Source organism: Microbacterium sp. UBA1612, assembly GCF_002321605.1.
Lineage (GTDB): Bacteria > Actinomycetota > Actinomycetes > Actinomycetales > Microbacteriaceae > Microbacterium > Microbacterium luteum.
Window position 1 is genome coordinate 1 of record NZ_DCMW01000019.1, and the last position, 16,305, is coordinate 16,305.

The 16,305-nt window shown below is 68.8% G+C and carries 17 protein-coding genes; 10 read left to right on the forward strand and 7 right to left on the reverse strand.

The annotated features are described in order from the left end of the window. Positions 1-30: 30 nt before the first annotated feature. Complete coding sequence (locus B3S45_RS07780; protein ID WP_286718712.1) at positions 31-1,389, reverse strand: HNH endonuclease signature motif containing protein; 1,359 nt, start codon at positions 1,387-1,389, stop codon at positions 31-33. 194 nt (positions 1,390-1,583) lie between these two features. Here B3S45_RS07780 and B3S45_RS07785 point away from each other — a divergent pair, with 194 nt between their 5' ends. The 4 genes from B3S45_RS07785 to B3S45_RS07800 all read left to right on the forward strand — a co-directional run bounded on the left by B3S45_RS07785 (position 1,584) and on the right by B3S45_RS07800 (position 4,617). Continuing rightward, on the forward strand, positions 1,584-2,171 hold the full coding sequence (locus tag B3S45_RS07785) for a phosphoribosyltransferase family protein (protein WP_071043972.1): 588 nt from the start codon (positions 1,584-1,586) through the stop codon (positions 2,169-2,171). After that, complete coding sequence (locus B3S45_RS07790) at positions 2,168-3,463, forward strand: amidohydrolase family protein (protein WP_286718717.1); 1,296 nt, start codon at positions 2,168-2,170, stop codon at positions 3,461-3,463. The genes B3S45_RS07785 and B3S45_RS07790 overlap by 4 nt, the downstream gene beginning before the upstream one ends. 84 nt (positions 3,464-3,547) lie before the next feature. Beyond that, the gene (locus tag B3S45_RS07795) at positions 3,548-3,763 is read left to right on the forward strand and encodes a hypothetical protein (RefSeq protein WP_071043970.1); all 216 of its coding nucleotides are present in this window, start codon (positions 3,548-3,550) and stop codon (positions 3,761-3,763) included. 20 nt (positions 3,764-3,783) lie between these two features. Further along, positions 3,784-4,617, forward strand: coding sequence for an aldo/keto reductase (locus tag B3S45_RS07800; RefSeq protein ID WP_143003666.1), 834 nt, complete (start codon positions 3,784-3,786; stop codon positions 4,615-4,617). Positions 4,618-4,637: 20 nt separating this feature from the next. Here B3S45_RS07800 and B3S45_RS07805 read toward each other — a convergent pair whose 3' ends face one another. The 3 genes from B3S45_RS07805 to B3S45_RS07815 form a co-directional block, all read right to left on the reverse strand. Beyond that, a complete protein-coding gene (locus tag B3S45_RS07805; RefSeq protein ID WP_414683077.1) occupies positions 4,638-5,081 on the reverse strand; it encodes a hypothetical protein in 444 nt (147 codons plus the stop codon). 100 nt (positions 5,082-5,181) lie between these two features. Then, entirely contained in the window at positions 5,182-5,973 is a 792-nt protein-coding gene (locus B3S45_RS07810; RefSeq protein WP_286718720.1) for a siderophore-interacting protein, read from the reverse strand. 52 nt (positions 5,974-6,025) lie between these two features. Then, positions 6,026-6,250, reverse strand: a complete 225-nt coding sequence (locus B3S45_RS07815) for a hypothetical protein (protein WP_071043967.1) — start codon at positions 6,248-6,250, stop codon at positions 6,026-6,028. A gap of 96 nt (positions 6,251-6,346) precedes the next feature. Here B3S45_RS07815 and B3S45_RS07820 point away from each other — a divergent pair, with 96 nt between their 5' ends. Next, positions 6,347-7,279, forward strand: coding sequence for an aldo/keto reductase (locus tag B3S45_RS07820; RefSeq protein WP_286718724.1), 933 nt, complete (start codon positions 6,347-6,349; stop codon positions 7,277-7,279). A gap of 2 nt (positions 7,280-7,281) precedes the next feature. Here the strand turns inward: B3S45_RS07820 and B3S45_RS07825 are convergent, their stop codons facing one another. The 3 genes from B3S45_RS07825 to B3S45_RS07835 are packed head-to-tail and all read right to left on the reverse strand — an operon-like array spanning position 7,282 to position 9,486. Continuing rightward, a complete protein-coding gene (locus B3S45_RS07825; RefSeq protein ID WP_286718727.1) occupies positions 7,282-7,653 on the reverse strand; it encodes an STAS/SEC14 domain-containing protein in 372 nt (123 codons plus the stop codon). Positions 7,654-7,706: 53 nt separating this feature from the next. Next, positions 7,707-8,690 carry a DNA-3-methyladenine glycosylase family protein gene (locus B3S45_RS07830; RefSeq protein WP_414683078.1) on the reverse strand — a complete coding sequence of 328 codons (984 nt, stop codon included), beginning with the start codon at positions 8,688-8,690 and terminating at the stop codon, positions 7,707-7,709. Between the two features lie 58 nt (positions 8,691-8,748). Next, on the reverse strand, positions 8,749-9,486 hold the full coding sequence (locus tag B3S45_RS07835) for a winged helix-turn-helix domain-containing protein (RefSeq protein ID WP_071043965.1): 738 nt from the start codon (positions 9,484-9,486) through the stop codon (positions 8,749-8,751). Positions 9,487-10,011: 525 nt separating this feature from the next. On the opposite strand from B3S45_RS07835, the gene B3S45_RS07840 reads away from it, so the two are divergent. The 5 genes from B3S45_RS07840 to B3S45_RS07860 are packed head-to-tail and all read left to right on the forward strand — an operon-like array spanning position 10,012 to position 16,301. Next, complete coding sequence (locus B3S45_RS07840) at positions 10,012-11,034, forward strand: LacI family DNA-binding transcriptional regulator (RefSeq protein WP_286718730.1); 1,023 nt, start codon at positions 10,012-10,014, stop codon at positions 11,032-11,034. 2 nt (positions 11,035-11,036) lie between these two features. Next, a complete protein-coding gene (locus B3S45_RS07845; RefSeq protein ID WP_286718732.1) occupies positions 11,037-13,100 on the forward strand; it encodes a beta-galactosidase in 2,064 nt (687 codons plus the stop codon). Positions 13,101-13,120: 20 nt separating this feature from the next. Beyond that, positions 13,121-14,431 carry an ABC transporter substrate-binding protein gene (locus tag B3S45_RS07850; protein WP_071043962.1) on the forward strand — a complete coding sequence of 437 codons (1,311 nt, stop codon included), beginning with the start codon at positions 13,121-13,123 and terminating at the stop codon, positions 14,429-14,431. Further along, positions 14,428-15,369, forward strand: a complete 942-nt coding sequence (locus tag B3S45_RS07855) for a carbohydrate ABC transporter permease (protein ID WP_071043961.1) — start codon at positions 14,428-14,430, stop codon at positions 15,367-15,369. The genes B3S45_RS07850 and B3S45_RS07855 overlap by 4 nt, the downstream gene beginning before the upstream one ends. After that, entirely contained in the window at positions 15,366-16,301 is a 936-nt protein-coding gene (locus B3S45_RS07860) for a carbohydrate ABC transporter permease (protein WP_286718736.1), read from the forward strand. Before B3S45_RS07855 ends, B3S45_RS07860 begins: the two co-directional genes overlap by 4 nt. Positions 16,302-16,305: the final 4 nt, after the last annotated feature.

Genomic DNA, 16,305 nt, shown 5'->3' on the forward strand with positions numbered 1-16,305 from the left:
CATTCACGACCATACTTAATCATCACCTGATCAGGCATAAACCCGCCTCAGGCGCGCCCAATCACCTGCAGATTCATGCGACAGCCTCAGCAGCACGCCGTTGTCGGTGTGGGTAGGTCCGCCGCGAGAGTGTTCGGTGACGTGATGGATCTCGCACCATGCTGCCGGCACGTCGCAGCCGGAAATGATGCAGTTCCCGTCACGGAGCGTGATGGCTCGGCGTTGATGCTGATCGAAGACGCGCTCGACGGTGTGGATCGCGCGGATGCGACCGTTGTCGTCGGAGAACACGCGCTGGACAGCGCCGGTGCACGCCGTGTGCCGCGCGACGCCGAGCGGAACGGGCTCCGCGCCGAGGCTCGGGATGTGGGCGGAGCCCGTGCCGGTGCGGAGGTCGTCGGCACTCACCGCGACCACGAGGGTCGGAGCCGCACCCCCGATGGTCGGCAGGTCTCCCGACCGGGCCGCGACGCCGAGGATCGAGGCGAATGCGTCGTGTTGCCGCTGCACGCGGCTGCGCAGATCCGGTCGTGACGACTCGAGAGCATCCGTCACCTGCTCCTCCAGCGATTCGCCGCCGAAGCGGGTGGTGTCTTCGTCCGGGGTGAACCTCGGCCCGTCAGGCAGCGCTGGGCCGTCGGTCTTCGGGTTGAGAATTGCATCGAAGAGCGTTCCGAGTTGGCCGGCGACCTCGGGGAGCAGGCTCCCGGAGATCGGAACGAGTCCGTCGCGACAGGCACCGAGAGTGACGCCGCGCTTGCGCATCGCCCGCGCCTCGCGTGGTTCGGCGCCGTCCTGGTCGAGCCAGATGGCCCACACCTGCGCCTGCAGCCGCAGCTCGTCGACCCCGGCCGCGGGGGCGCCGTCTGCGCCCGTGCCGCACGCGGAGGCTGCGAGCTCCTCATCCGCCGCCCATCGGGCCTCTGCCGCGCAACCGGCCGCATCGATCGTGCCCGCGACGGTCGCGACCGCGTCGATGCCGACGTCACCGCGGCTGAGCGCGGCCCGAAGTGCCGGATAGCGCGCCGGCAGTGCCTCACCGGAGGCGAGCGCGGTGGGGCGGCTGACGGCTTTCGCTGCCCGCAGCAGCTCCGTCGTCGAGCGGGAGGATCCGCGTGTGAGGCGCTGAACGAGCTCCTTCGTCGACCGGCATCCGCGCACGGTCGTGAGTCGCTCGCTCGGCACCGCGGAGTCGACGCGATCCTGTACCTCTCCCGCGGCATCGACGAGCAGCGCCTCGGCCAGCCGCGCCACGTGCGCGACCTGTTTGACGATACCCAGCAGGTCCTCATCGTCAAGCTCGCGGCATGTGCCGTCGACGAACGCATCCGCGGTGGCTTCCGCCAGCGCGATCTGCGCTCGATCGAGGCGACTCGCGAACTGTTCCATGCCCCCATTGTGCCCGGGGCCTCCGACATTCCCGCGGGGCTAAAAAGCCTCTCTGACCGGCATATACCTGTGGATAAAGCGAGGCACGGACGCGCCTGTGGAGGGCAAGACGCTGCCGCATCGACATGAGCGCGCGGTCATGCCCGCAGCGCTCCGAAACGTGTGCGACATCCCGCCTGCGTACCGTGCATTCCATGGACGAGACCCCCGGCATCCCCGAGACCTACACGGCACAGATGGGCAGCCAGCACGTGACGCTGCCGGTGATCCCGGTCTCCGAGGACCTGTCGATCGCGCTCATGATGGTGATCGACCAGCCTGTGTCGGTCATCGAGACAGCGGGACGCGAGCTGGCCGCGCACTTCGCCGGTGCCGCGCCCGATATCGTCGTCGCGCCGGCGACCCTCGGCATCCCCGTGGCGATCGAGGTCACCCGCGCCCTCGGTCTCGACGACTACGTCATCCTGCAGAAGACCCGCAAGGTGCACCTCGGCGACGCCCTCGAAGCACCCGTTCACGCCATCACGAGCACGTCGAGTGCATCGCTGCTGCTCGACCGTGCCCGGCTCGATGACATCCGCGGCCGTCGCGTGCTGTTCGTCGACGACGTGATCTCGACGGGATCGTCGTCGGGTGCGGCGCTCGCTCTCCTCGAACAGGCGGGAGCCGACATCGTCGGCGTCGGGGCGCTCCTGGCCGAGGGCGACGGGTGGCCGGATGCCCTCGCGTCCTACGCCGATCGGCTGTTCGCGCTGGGCCGCATCCCGCTCTTCCCGCGGTGACCGCCGTGCACGACCTCGTCGTCGACGACGCCGTCATCGTGACGATGAATGCGCGACGCGATGTCGTGCATGGCTGGATCGCCGTCGACGACGGTGCCGTCACCGCTGTCGGTTCCGGGCGGGCGCCGACGGCGCGGGAGAGAGTGGATGCGCGCGGCGGCATCGTTCATCCGGGATTCCTCAGCACGCATCAGCACGCGATGGACGCGCTCGGTCGGGGCGCGCGCGATGAGGCGCCGGACTTCTTCGACTGGCTGTTCGGCACCTACTACGGCACCGTGCTCGGCTACGGCGGCGCGGACGCCGGCCGGGCCGTTGCGCTCACCGGCGCCGACCTGGCGCGGGCCGGGATCACCACCGTGGTCGACTGCTGGGGTGTCGGGGGCGTGGGCAGCCGCCGCGCGGACGCCTGTCTCGTCGCCTCCGTGGCGGCGGCCGTTCGCACGGGTCTGCGGTGGATCGTCGCTCCCATGGTCTCGGACCGGCTCCCGCCGGGGTGGGATGCGCTCCTCGACCATCACGCGGTCGAACCGGCCGACCTCGTCGCGCCGACCGACGTCGCGCGGCGGTTCGCGGATGCCGCGTGCGACCTCGCGACCGGTCGTGTCGCGGTGTGGACCAGCGTGGAACTGCCCGAGATGGCGAGCGACGCGCTTCTCGCCGGCCTCGGTGACGTGGCACGCGCGCGCTCCGTCGGATTCACCACGCACGTGTGCGCATCCGAGGCGGGTGCCGTCGACGTCGGCGGTGAGCGCGCGGTCGCACGGCTCGACCGCCTCGGTCTGGTCCGACCCGGCACCGTCGCGGCACACGCCGTCTTCGCCGACGCGAGCGACCGGGAACTCCTCGCGGACCGCGGCATGGGCGCGGCCCACTGCGCTGCCGCGACGATGCTGCTCGGCGGCACGTCGAGTCCGCTCGGCGCGCTTCGCGATGCGGGTGTCGCCGTCGGACTCGGTCTCGACAACGCCACGCTGAACGCGACCGCCGACATGGGCGCCGAGATGCGCCAAGCGCTCATGTTCGACCGGGTCGCCGGTACGGGTCATGCGCGCGCGACCGCGCACGAGATCTTCGCGCACGCGACCATCGACGGCGCTCGAGCTCTCGGACGGGAGGTGGACCTCGGCTCCATCGAGCCGGGAAAGCGTGCCGACCTCGTGCTCGTCGAAACGGGCGGGTCGCACCTCCAGCCGCCGCGCGACCCCGTGCTCGCGCTGGTGTGGCAGGCGACGCGTGCCGACATCCGCCTGGTCCTGGTCGACGGTGAACCCGTGCACGATCGCCGCTAGCTCCCGTCGCTGTCGCACGCAACCCCGTCGCGCGGTCCGCGCCTCCCCTCCTACGGTGGAGGTCCGCACGGAAAGGAGACCACCATGTCCAACCTCCCGATTCCCCCGGCCCCCGGCTTCTACGGCGACGGGCATGCGCAGGACGCCGACCACGAGCGCACCGAAGACCGCGAACGACTCGAACGAGACCGGGATGCCGTGCTCGATCCCGATGTCGACGAGGACACCCAGAACTCGGCGGACGCCGATGAGCGCGCCGCTCGAGAAGGCGTGGCCGACGGCGACGTGCCGAACGAATGACTCCGCAGGACAAGCCTTCGGTGATGCAGATCCCGACGGTCACGCTCAACGACGACACGCTCTTCCCGCAGCTGGGCCTCGGCACTTACGGGCTGAACGGCGACGATGGCATCGAGGCGGTCGTGGCCGCCATCGCTTCGGGCTACCGACTGCTGGACACCGCGGTGAACTACGAGAACGAGCGGGAGATCGGGGAAGCGGTGCGCCGGAGCGGCGTGGACCGTGACGAGCTCGTCGTGGCGACGAAGATCCCGGGACGACATCACGGCTACGACCAGGCGATCGAATCGACCAACGGTTCGCTGAATGTGCTCGGTCTGGACCGCATCGATCTCAGCCTCATCCACTGGCCCAATCCGAGCGTCGACGCGTACGTCGACACGTGGAAGGCGATGATCGACCTCCGCGACGAGGGCAAGTTCAGGTCGATCGGGGTGTCGAACTTCACCCAGCCGATGCTCGAGCGCCTCATCGAGGAGACGGGCGTCGTGCCCGCGGTGAATCAGGTCGAACTGCACCCGTACTTTCCGCAGGCGGCCCTGCGCGCGTTCCACGCCGAGCACGGCATCCGCACCGAGTCCTGGAGCCCGCTGGCCAAGCGCAGCGAGCTGCTCACGGAGCCGATCCTGCGCGAACTCGCCGAGATCCACGGGAAGTCGCCGTCGCAGATCGCGCTGCGGTGGCACGTGGAGCTCGGCTCGACGCCCATCCCCAAGTCCGCCGCCCCCGATCGCCAGCGCGACAACGCCGACGTGTTCGACGTCGAGCTCACCGACGACGAGGTCGCGGCGATCTCCGCGCTCGAACGGGGACGTCTGTGGGGCGGCGACCCCGACACCCACGAGGAGATGTAGCCCTGTCGTCGCGTCGGGGGTCAGGCCACGGCGCGGCGCACGAGGTCGCGCAGGCGCGACTCGACGTCGGATGTGACCTCGACGACCGCGAATGACGTCGGCCACATCGCGCCGTCGTCGAGGTGCGCGGGCTCGTCGAAGTTGACGGTCGGGTATCGCGTGTCGAACTTCGACTTCGGCTGCACGAACATGACGACCTTGCCCTCGCCGTTGGCGTACGCGGGGAAGCCGTAGAACGTCTTCGGCGCGAGGTCCGGGGCCTCCTCGGACACGAGCCGGTGGAACATCGTCGCGACCTCGGAGTCGATTCCCTCGAGCTCGTCGATGGCGCTCACGCACGCCTCCATCTCGCGCGCCAGCTTCGCCGCGCCCTTCAGGCCCTTCGTCGATCGCAATTCCTCGGCCCGCTGCTTCATCGCGGCCTTCTCGTCGTCGGAGAATCCGCCGTTCCCGTCGTTGCTCACCACCGGCTCCCTTCGCTCACCGCTGCCTTCGGACCTTACTCCGACGATGCGCAGCGTGCCCACTCGCGGAGGGATCTCCGGAACGGTATCGACAGCCGGTTCAGTGGGGCGCGTGGTACTCGGCTTCGCCGCGCTTCCAGTAGCCCTTGACGACGATCTGCTCCGCCGGAAGCGCCCAGCGCTCGCGCAGAAGCGCCCGTCCGCTCTTCACGATCGCCTGCTCGGCGGCGACGAACCCGAACACCGCGCCATCTGGTCGCTCGTCCGCACCGATCCCCTCGAGCGTCGCGGCGAGAGCCGTGCCGGAGGGACCGTCGCCCCGATGGACGAACGAGACCGACACTCCCGCGGGCAGGTTCTGCAGCGGCAGCTCACGGTCTGGCCCCGCCACTTCGATCAGGATGCGGCCGACCGCGTCGGCATCCATCAGTCCCACGAAGCGGCGCATCGCGGGAACGGCCGTCTCGTCGCCGGCGAGGAACCAGGCGTCGGGTCGTCCGGCCATGACCGCGGAGCCGCGCGGTCCGCCCACGCCCGCCGGAGAGCCGAGGGGAGCGTGGGCCGCCCAGGGCGCGCCGACGCCCTGATCGCCGTGGACGGCGAACTCCAGGTCGAGCCATCCCTCGTCGGCGTCCCATGCGAGGGGGGTGTACTCCCGGCTCGGCGCGGCACGGAGCTCTTCCACCGTCGAGGTCTCGCCGTCGGGGAAGAAGACGCGGATGTGGTCGTCGGCGCCCAGCGAGGCGAACCCGACCAAGTCGTCGCCGGTCAGTCGCACGCGCACGTAATCGGGAGTGACCCACTCCCGGGCGGTCAGCGTCGTCCACCGGAACCGGAGCTCGAGTGGCCGGCGTTCGATGCGGAAAGTGGGTGTCTCAGTCGAGGAATTCATTGCGACTTAGGCTAGCCTAAGTCGGCTCGCGCGCGCCTCTCCGGGGGAGAACTCAGACCTGTGCGCCGTCGTCATCGGGATCGTCGAGGCCGACCCGGCGACCGCGCCAGGATTCGTACGCGATGAGCCATCCGATCGAGATCGCCCCGGCGAGGATCACGCCCAGCCACACGTTCTGCAGGATCAGCCCGATCAGCACGCCGACGACGAACAGCAGAACGGTGCCGAGCAGCCACTGGAGCCGGCCGCGCGGAAACCCGGTGCGAGGTTCAGACATGTCGCCAGCCTACGGGCACGCCGGCCACGGAATGCCGGCCGTGGGATGCCGGCCGCGGGGTGACGGGCCGCCGGCATCCGTGGGAGTGTGGAGCGCATGAGCGCCGTGATCACTCCCGCACCGTCCGCACTGACCCTGGGCACATCCGGACTCGGGCGAGACACGGAGGTCGGCTCCGTCGAGGAGGCGACCGCGGTCGACCTCGTGGTGGCCCTGCTGCGGAGCGACCACGCGCTCCTCGACACCTCCAACGCCTACGCCGGGGGCCGCTCGGAAGCCGTGATCGGCAAGGCGCTGGCCACGCTCAGCCCGGACGAGGTCGGCTCGGCCGGGCAGCCACCGTTGGTCACGAAGGTCGATTGCGATCCCGAGACCGGAGTCTTCGACCGTGACCGCGTGCTGCGCTCCTATGAGGAATCCCTCGCGCGGCTCGGCGTGGATCGCGTCTCCCTGGTGCACCTGCACGACCCGTTCACGATCACCTTCGAGCAGGCGGTCGCCCCGGGCGGTGCACTCGACGGGATGCGGCATCTGCGCGACACCGGTGCCGTCGATGCGATCGGCATCGCCGCCGCGCCCGCATCCCTCGTCCAGCAGTACGTCGATACCGGCGCCTTCGACGCTGTGCTGTGCCACAACCGCTTCACGCTCGTCGACCAGACCGGGCGCGCCCTGTTCGAGGACGCGAAGTCGCGGGGGATGACGGTCTTCAACGCTGCGCCCTTCGGCGCCGGGCTGCTCGCCAAGGGGTCGGCCTCCGGGGCTCGCTACGGCTATCGCGAGGTGCCCGACGACCTGCGGCGCTGGGTGCAGGCGGCCGAAGAGGTGTGTGCGTCGAACGGGGTCTCGCTGCGGGCTGCGGCGCTCCACTTCTCGCTGCGGTCACCGCTGGTCGATTCGACCGTCGTCGGGGTCTCGTCTGCGTCGCGCCTCGCCGAGCTCGACGAGCTCGCGGCGACGCCCGTGCCCGATGACGTCTGGGGCGCGCTCGAAGACCTCGGGCCCGCGCCGTCGAACGTGGACGCCTGAGGTCAGTCGTCGCCTCCGGCCGCCCACGCGATCGCCGCTTCCTCACGGTCGACGGCGAAGAAGCGCAGGTCGCCGGGGAAGAGGAACGCGAGGCTGTGGATGATCTCGGCGATCACGGAGTGTCCCGTGACGACGGCGCAGCGCCCCCACACGCGGCGCGGCTTGCCGGAGAGAAGCGTGTCCTGCCACATCGCGCCGAGCGAGTAGCGCTCGAACCGGTCACCCAGCACCATCACGAGGTTCACCTTCTCGTGGGAGGCCAGCGCTCGGTCCAGGGCCGGATCCAGCACCTTCTCGTAGTCTTCGGCCGTCACGTCGCCGACGGCGCGAAAGCCGAGGACGCCGTCGGGAACATCGTCGATCGTCTCGATCATGACCTCATCGTCGCGCGGACGAGGCGCCGCGTCCACCCCTCCTGCGTCAGCCGTCAGCGGTCGCGATGGTCTTCCGGATGCAGCCGGGGCGCGCGACGCGGCTCACGGACCCCGCCGGCGGCGAGGAGCCGGATGACGCGCTGCCGGTGGCCCGGCCATGCGGACAGCAGCTGCAGCATCCCGTCGTCGTCGGTGCGCGAACCCGTGAGGGCGTAGCCGACGTGGTGAGCGAGGTGATAATCGCCCACGCTCACCGCATCGGAGTCGCCGAGCGCGCGGATGCGCGTCTCCGCCGAAGTCCACGGCCCGATACCCGGCTGTGAGATGAGGATGCGGTCGACCGCCTCGCCGTCGGCGGCGTCGGCGATCGCGTGCTCGAGGGCATCGCCGCGGCGCGCGGCTCGGACCACCGTCTGCGACTGCGGCGGCTCCAGTCCCGCACGGTGCCATGCCCACGACGGGATGCGCCGCCAGCCGTCGGTCGACGGCGGCGCGAACATCGGCACCGGTGTCGGTCCGGGGGCGCGCTCGCCGTACCAGGTGACGATGCGACGCCAGGCCGCGAAGGCCTGCATGCCGGTGACCTTCTGCTCGAAGATGGCGCTCGCCAGGGCTTCGAAGACGAGATCGGTGCGGCCGAGCCGCAGCCCCGGATGGCGATGATGCACGGCGGCGACCAGTGGGTGGGGGGACGGATCGAAGCCGTCGGTGGTGTCGTGCTCCCCGCACAGTCCGGGCACCTGCGCCAGCGCCCACGATGAGCCGGGGCCCCATGCTGCCGCACGGATCGTCCCGGGGGAGGTTTCCCGGAGCGCGAGTGTCGCGATGCCGATCGGGGTGCGGCTCGCGCGCCAGATGACGGTGCCGGCGAGGACCATCGTCGGGTCGTTGGCGCCGTGGCGCTGGAACAGCACCGTGCGACGCAGATCGAGGGGACGCCGGGGGCGGTACTCGGTCTCGATGGGGCGGCCGCCGTGAGCGACGCGCAGGCCACGCACCGGTGTGCGCGACGTCGTCGCGCGGACCGGCATGCTCATGGTGCACACCCTATGTCGTCACGCCGACACGCAGCCGGATGCGCGAGGCGCGAAGGTGTCAGAAGCGGTCGGGCGAGGGGGTGCCGTGGCTGTAGCGGATGACGACGTCGGCGTGTCGGTCGAAGCGATAACCGACGCCGCGCACGGTGCGGACGATGTCTTCGTAGCGACCGAGCTTGGCGCGAAGGCGACGCACGTGCACGTCGATGGTGCGCTCGCCGGGTGCTTCCTCGTCGGATGACGCGCGCCACAGCGACGACACGAGCTCGGCACGCTCGATCGTCGATCCCTCGCGCAGCACGAGGTACTGGAGGAGCTCGAACTCCTTGAAGGTGAACGCGGCCGACTCGCCGTCGATGAGCACACGCTTGCGGGAGATGTCCACGACGACGCCGCGCACGGCATCCTTCTCGGCTTCTTCTTCGTCGCGCTTCGTGCGGGCGACGGCGGCCGGCTCGTGCAGGGCGAGGCGCACGACGTCGACGTCGCGGCCACCCGCGCCGATGGGGGAGAGGGCGACGGTCGCGTAGGTCTCCGCCGACGGCGCGAGGTTGGCGACGGTGCGGCGGAGCGCATCCACGAGCACGCCGAGGTCGACCCCCGCGGCCGCAGCCTTCGCCTCGTCGAGTCCGACGTAGAGGGCGAATCCGCGCGGCTCGGTGCCCGGCGGGAGGGTGCGCGCGGCCGGTGCGGCCGGCGCCGGTTCGGGATCGGCGACGGTGGGGACGGGCCCGGTCACGGCGCGCAGGTGGCGGGCGGGAGGGGTTGGGCGGTCGAGGAGAGCGGTGGTCGACATGATGGGTCCTCAGCGGTGGGAATCCGGCCGGGTGCGGCTCAGGGGATTCACGTGTGTGTTGCGATGCGGCCCGTCGAATGGGCCGGAAGCGACGCCTTCGAGTACCCGGGGTCGGGGTACGCAGTGGTGCGTCGGGGACTCGGGTCGGAGCGAGAGAAGACCGTCGAGTCCAGCGGGGGTCACCGAATCAGCGACACATTCGACAACACATGACAGCGCGACCGGCAACCATCATGCCGGCAGTCCCGTTCGCCTCCAAGGCGGACAGAGAGCGTGCGTCGTCAGTCATGCGCCCGATTATGACCGAACGTGTCGGTATGCGTCAAATCGCGAAGGACGACGACGCTCCGCACGGATGTATGTGGCAGATCGCTCAGTCCCGCAGCGGCAGGGAGGCGGGGCGAGGGCCCACACGTTTGTTGTTTATGGCGCGAAACTACTTGCGAGAAGCCGTCACATGTGTTTCGATGTCGTCGAAGCGTTTAGCGAAGCGCTTCGATAAGCAATGTGGACGACGGAGTCGGAATGGCGAACATCAACGAGGTGGCGAAGGCTGCCGGTGTGTCGATCAGCACCGTCTCGTATGCGCTGAGCGGAAAGAGGGCGGTCTCTCCCGACACGCGCCGTCGCATCGAGAAAGCCGTCCAGGATCTCAACTATCTTCCGAACGCCGGGGCTCGCATGCTCGCCGGGCGGCGCACGCAGATCTTCGCCCTCACCGAGCCTCTTCGCAAAGACACTCACGCACCGACGCACATGGCGTTCGTACTCGCAGCCAGCGTCGCCGCACGCCGTCACGACTACGACGTGCTCCTCCTGACCGAGGAGGAGGCTCAGCAGGGGATGCGGCGCGTCGCCACCAATCGACTGGTCGACGCTATTCTGGTGCTCGACGTCGCACCCGACGATCCACGGGTGGGGCTCGCGCGATCCATCTCGTCGCCGACGGTGTTCATCGGCGTTCCTCGCGACCATGCGGGTCTTATTTGCGTCGACCTCGACTTCGAGGCGGCAGCCGCTCGCGCGGTCGACCTTCTCGCAGACGCCGGCCACACGTCGATCGGCCTCGTCGGGCAAGCCGAAGCCGCCTACGAGAAGTCAAATTTCCCGCCACGCGTGAGGGGAGCCTTCCTTCGCCGCGCCGAGGAGCGGGATGTCGAGGCTGTGCATGGCACGTCGGGCGGGGCGCGGGCGAGTCGCACGGCGGCACGGCGGACCGTAGCCGACATGATCTCCCGTGGCGCGACGGCTCTCGTGCTCCATACGGCGGAGGAAGCGCACGGCTCCATCCTGGCGGAGCTGTCCGAGCGCGGCCTGCGGGTGCCGGAAGACATATCGGTGGTGTCGGTGGGGGCGTCGTTCGACACCGCCGCCCTCGAAACGCCGATCGACTCGTTCCCGCTCGATCCGCAGGCGTCCTGCGATGCGGCCGTCGACCTCGCACTCGCCGCTGTCGACGGTCACCCGGAGCCAGCAGTGCACCTGATAGCGCCGCGGTACCACGCGCACGGGTCCATCGGCCCGCGACACGAGAAGGCGGTGGCCTGATCATGGTGGAGCGGAAGACGCCCACGCCCGCAATCGAAGCGCTTCGACGATCGACCTCCCACGTATGGTTCGGCGGCGATTACAACCCGGAGCAGTGGCCGGAGGCGGTGCTGCTGGAAGACATCGATCTCATGCTGCAGGCTGCGGTGAACACCGCGACGGTCGGCGTCTTCTCCTGGGCTGCCCTCGAGCCGCAGCCGGGGGAATACGACTTCGGCTGGCTCGACGCCGCGCTCGACCGCCTGCACTCCGCGGGCGTCAAGGTCATCCTCGCGACGCCGACCGCGTCTCCTCCGCCGTGGTTCTCCCGGCTGCACCCTGAGGCGTTGCCCGTTACGCCCGACGGCGTGCGGCTCATCCACGGCAGCCGCGACACCTACAATCCCGCCGCTCCGGCGTATCGAGACGCTGCCCGCCGCATCACCCGAGTGCTGGCCGAGCGCTACGGCGACCACCCGGCGCTGGCGATGTGGCACCTGCACAACGAGTACGGCACAGTCTCCTATGGCCCGGTCACCGACGTCGCCTTCCGTGAGTGGCTGCAGGATGCCTACGGAGACCTCGACCGTGTGAACGCGACCTGGAACACGGCCTTCTGGTCACAGGTGTACTCCTCGTGGGAGGACATCCACGCCCCGCAGAGGACGCAGTACATTCCGAACCCCTCGCACCTCCTCGATTTCAAGCGCTTCAGTTCGGACATGCTGCTGCGCTGCCTGCGCGACCAGCTCGAGATCGTGCGAGAGGTGACGCCCGGGATACCGACGACCACGAACTTCATGCTTCCGACGTGGCATCACTACGACGAATGGGACTTCGCGCGCGAGCTGGATGTCGTCTCGATCGACCACTACCCGGAAGACGGCCCCTCGGGCGACGCGCAGGTGGCATTCGCGGCGGATCTGGCCCGGTCCTTCGCGGGCGGTCGGCCGTGGCTCCTGATGGAACAGGCGACATCGTTGGTCTATGACTACGCCGGCGGTCGCATGCTCGCCAAGGCGCCCGGGCGCATGCGCCGCAACACGTATCAGTACCTGGCGCGCGGATCCTTCGGATCGCTGTTCTTCCAATGGCGTGCGCCGCGCGTCGGGGCGGAGTTCTTCCACTCGGCGATGGTGCCTCACGTCGGTCCTGACTCTCGCATCTTCCGAGAGATCAGCGACCTCGGCGCCGAGCTCGCAGGCGTCCCCGAACTGTCGGCCGGTCCGATCGAGGGGTGCGTCGTCGAGGCGCGCACGGCGATCGTGTGGGACTCGACGGCGTGGTGGGCCACCGAGACGCGGATGCTGCCCTCTGCCGACGTCGCTTATCTCCCGGCGCTTCGCCGCGTGCACGAGGCGCTGTGGCGGTCCGGCGTGACGGCCGACTTCGTCGACCCGAACGGCGACCTCTCGCAGTACGACCTCGTCCTGGTACCCAGCATGATCGCCGTGAGCGACTCCCAACGGGGGGCGTTCGACCGTTTCGTCGCGAACGGCGGCCACCTGGCTGTCTGGTACCTCTCCGGATCGACCGACGAGCACCTGCGCGTGCGTGAGGGAAGCTATTCGGCGGCGTTCGCCGAACTCGCCGGCGTGCGAGTGGAAGAGCATGCGCCGCTCCGGGACGGCGAAAACCTCACTCTCAGCGAGGGAACATGCGCGTCGGCCTGGAGTGAGGTCCTCCACGTACGCGGGGCCGAGGTGGTCGCGTCCTATGGCGCCGACGCGCCGGCGGTCATCGCACCGGGCTCGGCAGCCATCACCCGCAACGTCCGCGGCTTGGGAGTCGTGCACTACTTCTCCACGCGTCTGGAGGGCGACGATCTGCAACGCCATCTTGCACGCATCGTCGCCGACGCGGGCATCGAGACCGCAGTGCTTCCCGACGGCGTCGAGCACGTCGTGCGACGCACGAAGACTGGCGCGCTGCGCATCTTCATCAATCACACCGAGCGGGCGCAGACCGTTCGGGCCGCCGGCAGGAACGTCCTGTCGAACACGGATGTCGACGGCGACGTCGCCGTCGCACCGGGCGATCTCCTCATCGTCCGGATCGAGACCTCACCCGAGGGTTCACGCAAGTGAGTGAGAAAGGAGTGCCGACGATGGCACACAGCAGTACCTGGAGAAAGCGCGGCCTGACCGCGACCGGACTGGCGGCGGCAGCTGCGCTCGCGCTCGCGGGATGTTCCGGAGGAAGTGATGGCGGTTCCGGCGACGACGGCGCCGCGGAAGACGTGACGATCGAGTTCTGGGGCTGGGTCCCGGGCCTCGAGGACGCGGTCGCCGAATGGAACGAGAACAACCCCGCCATCCAGGTGGAGTTCTTCCGGATGACCGGCGACGACGGCGACAAGATCCCCGCCGCGATCGACGCAGGCACGGCCCCCGACGTCGTCCAGATGTCCGCGCACTCGCTGCCGGGTCACATCATCAACAATCGGCTCACCGACCTGACCCCGTACGTCGACGGCCTGGCTGAGGACTTCACCGCCAGCTCGTGGGGCACGGTCTCCTTCGGAGACGCGGTGTACGGCATCCCACAGGATTCCGGCCCGACCGGTCTGATGTACCGCACCGACATCTTCGAGGAGTATGGCATCGAGGTTCCCACCACGTGGGAGGAGTACGTGCAGGCAGGCCGCGATCTGAAGGCTGCCAACCCCGACATCTACATCGCTCAGTTCTCGCCCAATGAGGCGGGCCTGTGGATGGAGACCGTGTGGCAGAACGAAGGCAGCTTCTTCCAGATCGAAGACGACGCCTGGGACGTCACCGTCAACGGGCCGGAGAGCCTGGAGGTCGCCGAGCTCTGGCAGACGCTCCTCGACGAAGACCTCGTGAAGGTCGTCGAGATGTGGACGCCCGAGTACTGGGCCGAGGTGAACGCGGGCACGATCGCCACCATCAACTACGCGGCATGGTTCCCGGTGCTGCTCGAGGAGAGTGCTGAGTCGACCAGCGGGAACTGGGCGGTCGCGGACACCCCGCTGTTCTCCGGCAAGAACACCGCCGGTGAATCGGGCGGAAGCGTGAACGTGGTCACGGCGAACTCCGACCACCCGGAGCAGGCCGTCGAGTTCATCACGTGGCTGAACTCCAGTGAGTCCGGAGTCGAGTACCTCATCGACGGCGGGGTCTTCCCGTCGGCGGTCACCGGCCTGTCGAGCGAGTCGCTCCTGCAGCCGTCGGAGTTCTACGGCGGTCAGGTCATCAACGAGGTCTTCGCGGATGCCGCGGAGCGCGTGCCCGGCACGTGGACGGCCGGTCCGACCCATGACCTCACGGTCAACGCCCTCAAGGACGAGTTCGGGCGCGTCGCCAACGGCGAGATCACCTTCGAAGAGGCTCTCGACAACGTTCAGGACATGACGGTCGAGGAGCTCGAGGCGATGGGCCTCAACGTCGCATCATGACCTCGACAGCCGTCCCGACGCGCACGTCCCCCCGCCGCATCCGCGGCGGGTGGGGCGTGCGCCTCGCCCCGTACCTCTTCCTCGCGCCGTTCATCATCCTGTTCGTCGTCTTCCTCATCCTCCCGATCCTGACGGCGCTGTGGATGAGCTTCTTCTCGGTGCAGCGCGGCGGACTCGGTTTCGACAACAGCAACGACCTGGCCTTCGTCGGCCTGGACAACTACATCCGCGCGTTCCAGGACCAGGGATTCCTCGAGAGCTTCGGGCGTGTGCTCCTGTTCGGCGTGGTGCAGGTTCCGGTCATGATGATCCTCGCGATCACCCTGGCGCTCCTGTTCGATTCCGCCGTCGTTCGCGCCAAGCGCTTCTTCCAGCTCAGCGTCTTCCTGCCGTATGCGGTCCCATCCGTCGTCGCTGCGCTCGTGTGGGGCTTCCTCTATCAGCCGCGCGTGAGCCCGATCGTCGAGGGACTGGCCTCCATCGGCATCTCGGTCGACTTCCTGGCGCCGGGAACGGTGCTGTGGTCGATCGCGAACGTCACGATCTGGACCGTCACGGGCGTGAATGTCATCATCATCTTCGCCGCCCTGCAGACCGTTCCGCGCGAGATGTACGAAGCCGCGCGCATGGACGGTGCGGGTGAATTCCGCACGGCTCTGCAGATCAAGCTCCCGATGGTGCTGCCGGCCGTCGTGCTGACCACTCTGTTCTCGATCATCGGCACGCTGCAGCTGTTCAACGAGCCGATGACCCTGCGCTCGATCACCTCGAACGTCACCGGCGACTACACGCCGAACATGGCGATCTTCCAGGCGACGACACTCGGCGGCAACATCAACCTCGGCTCGGCGATGGCCATCATCCTGGGCATCGCGACCTTCATCCTCTCGATCGTCCTGTCGGTGTTCCAGAACCGCAAGAAGGGAGCGTCGGCATGACCACGCAGATCGCTCCTGCGCCCGAGACGGCCGCGCACCCCTCGGTCGCACCCTCGCCCCACAGACGTCGGCAGGTGTATGCCGAGGGCGAGCGACCGAGCCGCACAGCCCGCACCGTGGGCTGGATCTTCATGATCGCCGTGACGCTCTATTTCCTGGTGCCCGTCTACTGGCTCATCGTGGCGTCCACCAAGTCCACCGGAGACCTCTTCTCCACCCCGGGCTTCCTCTTCGCCGAGTTCAACCTGTGGCAGAACCTGGTCGATCTCACCGAGCAGGCCGACGGCATTTACTGGCGGTGGATGTTCAACTCGCTCATCTACTCCGGCCTCGGCAGCGTGCTCATGACCTTCATCAGCGTCATCTCCGGATACGCGCTGGCGATGTACCGCTTCCGCGGTCGGACCGTGATCCTCGCGGCGGCACTGGGCAGCATGCTCGTGCCGCAGACCGTTCTCGCGCAGCCGACCTACGTGCTCCTGGTCGAGATGGGGTTGAACAACACCATGTGGGGCGTGCTGCTGCCAAGCCTCGTGTACCCGTTCGGGGTCATGCTCGGCTTCATCTACGCCCAGACGAGTGTGCCGATGGAGCTGCTCGAGGCGGCCCGTCTCGACGGGGCGAGCGAGTGGCGAGCGTTCTGGTCGATCGCGCTGAAGCTCCTGACGCCCGGCGCGGTGACTATCCTGCTGTTCGCGTTCATCGGCAGCTGGAACAACTTCATGCTGCCGCTGCTGGTGCTCAGCGATGCGCGGCTGCAGCCGGTGACCGTGGGTCTCTCGGGATGGAGCCAGGCGGCGATCACGATCCCGGGACTGCAGACCCTGGTGATCGTCGGCTCGCTGCTGTCGATCATCCCGATCATCATCGTGTTCGTGTCGCTGCAGCGCTACTGGCGCTCGGGGCTCGCCGCGGGCGGGATGAAGTTCTGACCCG

What these genes read in the sequence shown, in the direction of transcription:
- B3S45_RS07780 (WP_286718712.1), bottom strand. Translation starts at nt 1,389, where the DNA reads ATGGAACAGTTCGCGAGTCGCCTCGATCGAGCGCAGATCGCGCTGGCG.
- B3S45_RS07785 (WP_071043972.1), top strand. Translation starts at nt 1,584, where the DNA reads ATGGACGAGACCCCCGGCATCCCCGAGACCTACACGGCACAGATGGGC.
- B3S45_RS07795 (WP_071043970.1), top strand. Translation starts at nt 3,548, where the DNA reads ATGTCCAACCTCCCGATTCCCCCGGCCCCCGGCTTCTACGGCGACGGG.
- B3S45_RS07810 (WP_286718720.1), bottom strand. Translation starts at nt 5,973, where the DNA reads ATGAATTCCTCGACTGAGACACCCACTTTCCGCATCGAACGCCGGCCA.
- B3S45_RS07815 (WP_071043967.1), bottom strand. Translation starts at nt 6,250, where the DNA reads ATGTCTGAACCTCGCACCGGGTTTCCGCGCGGCCGGCTCCAGTGGCTG.
- B3S45_RS07820 (WP_286718724.1), top strand. Translation starts at nt 6,347, where the DNA reads ATGAGCGCCGTGATCACTCCCGCACCGTCCGCACTGACCCTGGGCACA.
- B3S45_RS07825 (WP_286718727.1), bottom strand. Translation starts at nt 7,653, where the DNA reads ATGATCGAGACGATCGACGATGTTCCCGACGGCGTCCTCGGCTTTCGC.
- B3S45_RS07830 (WP_414683078.1), bottom strand. Translation starts at nt 8,690, where the DNA reads ATGAGCATGCCGGTCCGCGCGACGACGTCGCGCACACCGGTGCGTGGC.
- B3S45_RS07835 (WP_071043965.1), bottom strand. Translation starts at nt 9,486, where the DNA reads ATGTCGACCACCGCTCTCCTCGACCGCCCAACCCCTCCCGCCCGCCAC.
- B3S45_RS07840 (WP_286718730.1), top strand. Translation starts at nt 10,012, where the DNA reads ATGGCGAACATCAACGAGGTGGCGAAGGCTGCCGGTGTGTCGATCAGC.
- B3S45_RS07845 (WP_286718732.1), top strand. Translation starts at nt 11,037, where the DNA reads ATGGTGGAGCGGAAGACGCCCACGCCCGCAATCGAAGCGCTTCGACGA.
- B3S45_RS07850 (WP_071043962.1), top strand. Translation starts at nt 13,121, where the DNA reads ATGGCACACAGCAGTACCTGGAGAAAGCGCGGCCTGACCGCGACCGGA.
- B3S45_RS07855 (WP_071043961.1), top strand. Translation starts at nt 14,428, where the DNA reads ATGACCTCGACAGCCGTCCCGACGCGCACGTCCCCCCGCCGCATCCGC.
- B3S45_RS07860 (WP_286718736.1), top strand. Translation starts at nt 15,366, where the DNA reads ATGACCACGCAGATCGCTCCTGCGCCCGAGACGGCCGCGCACCCCTCG.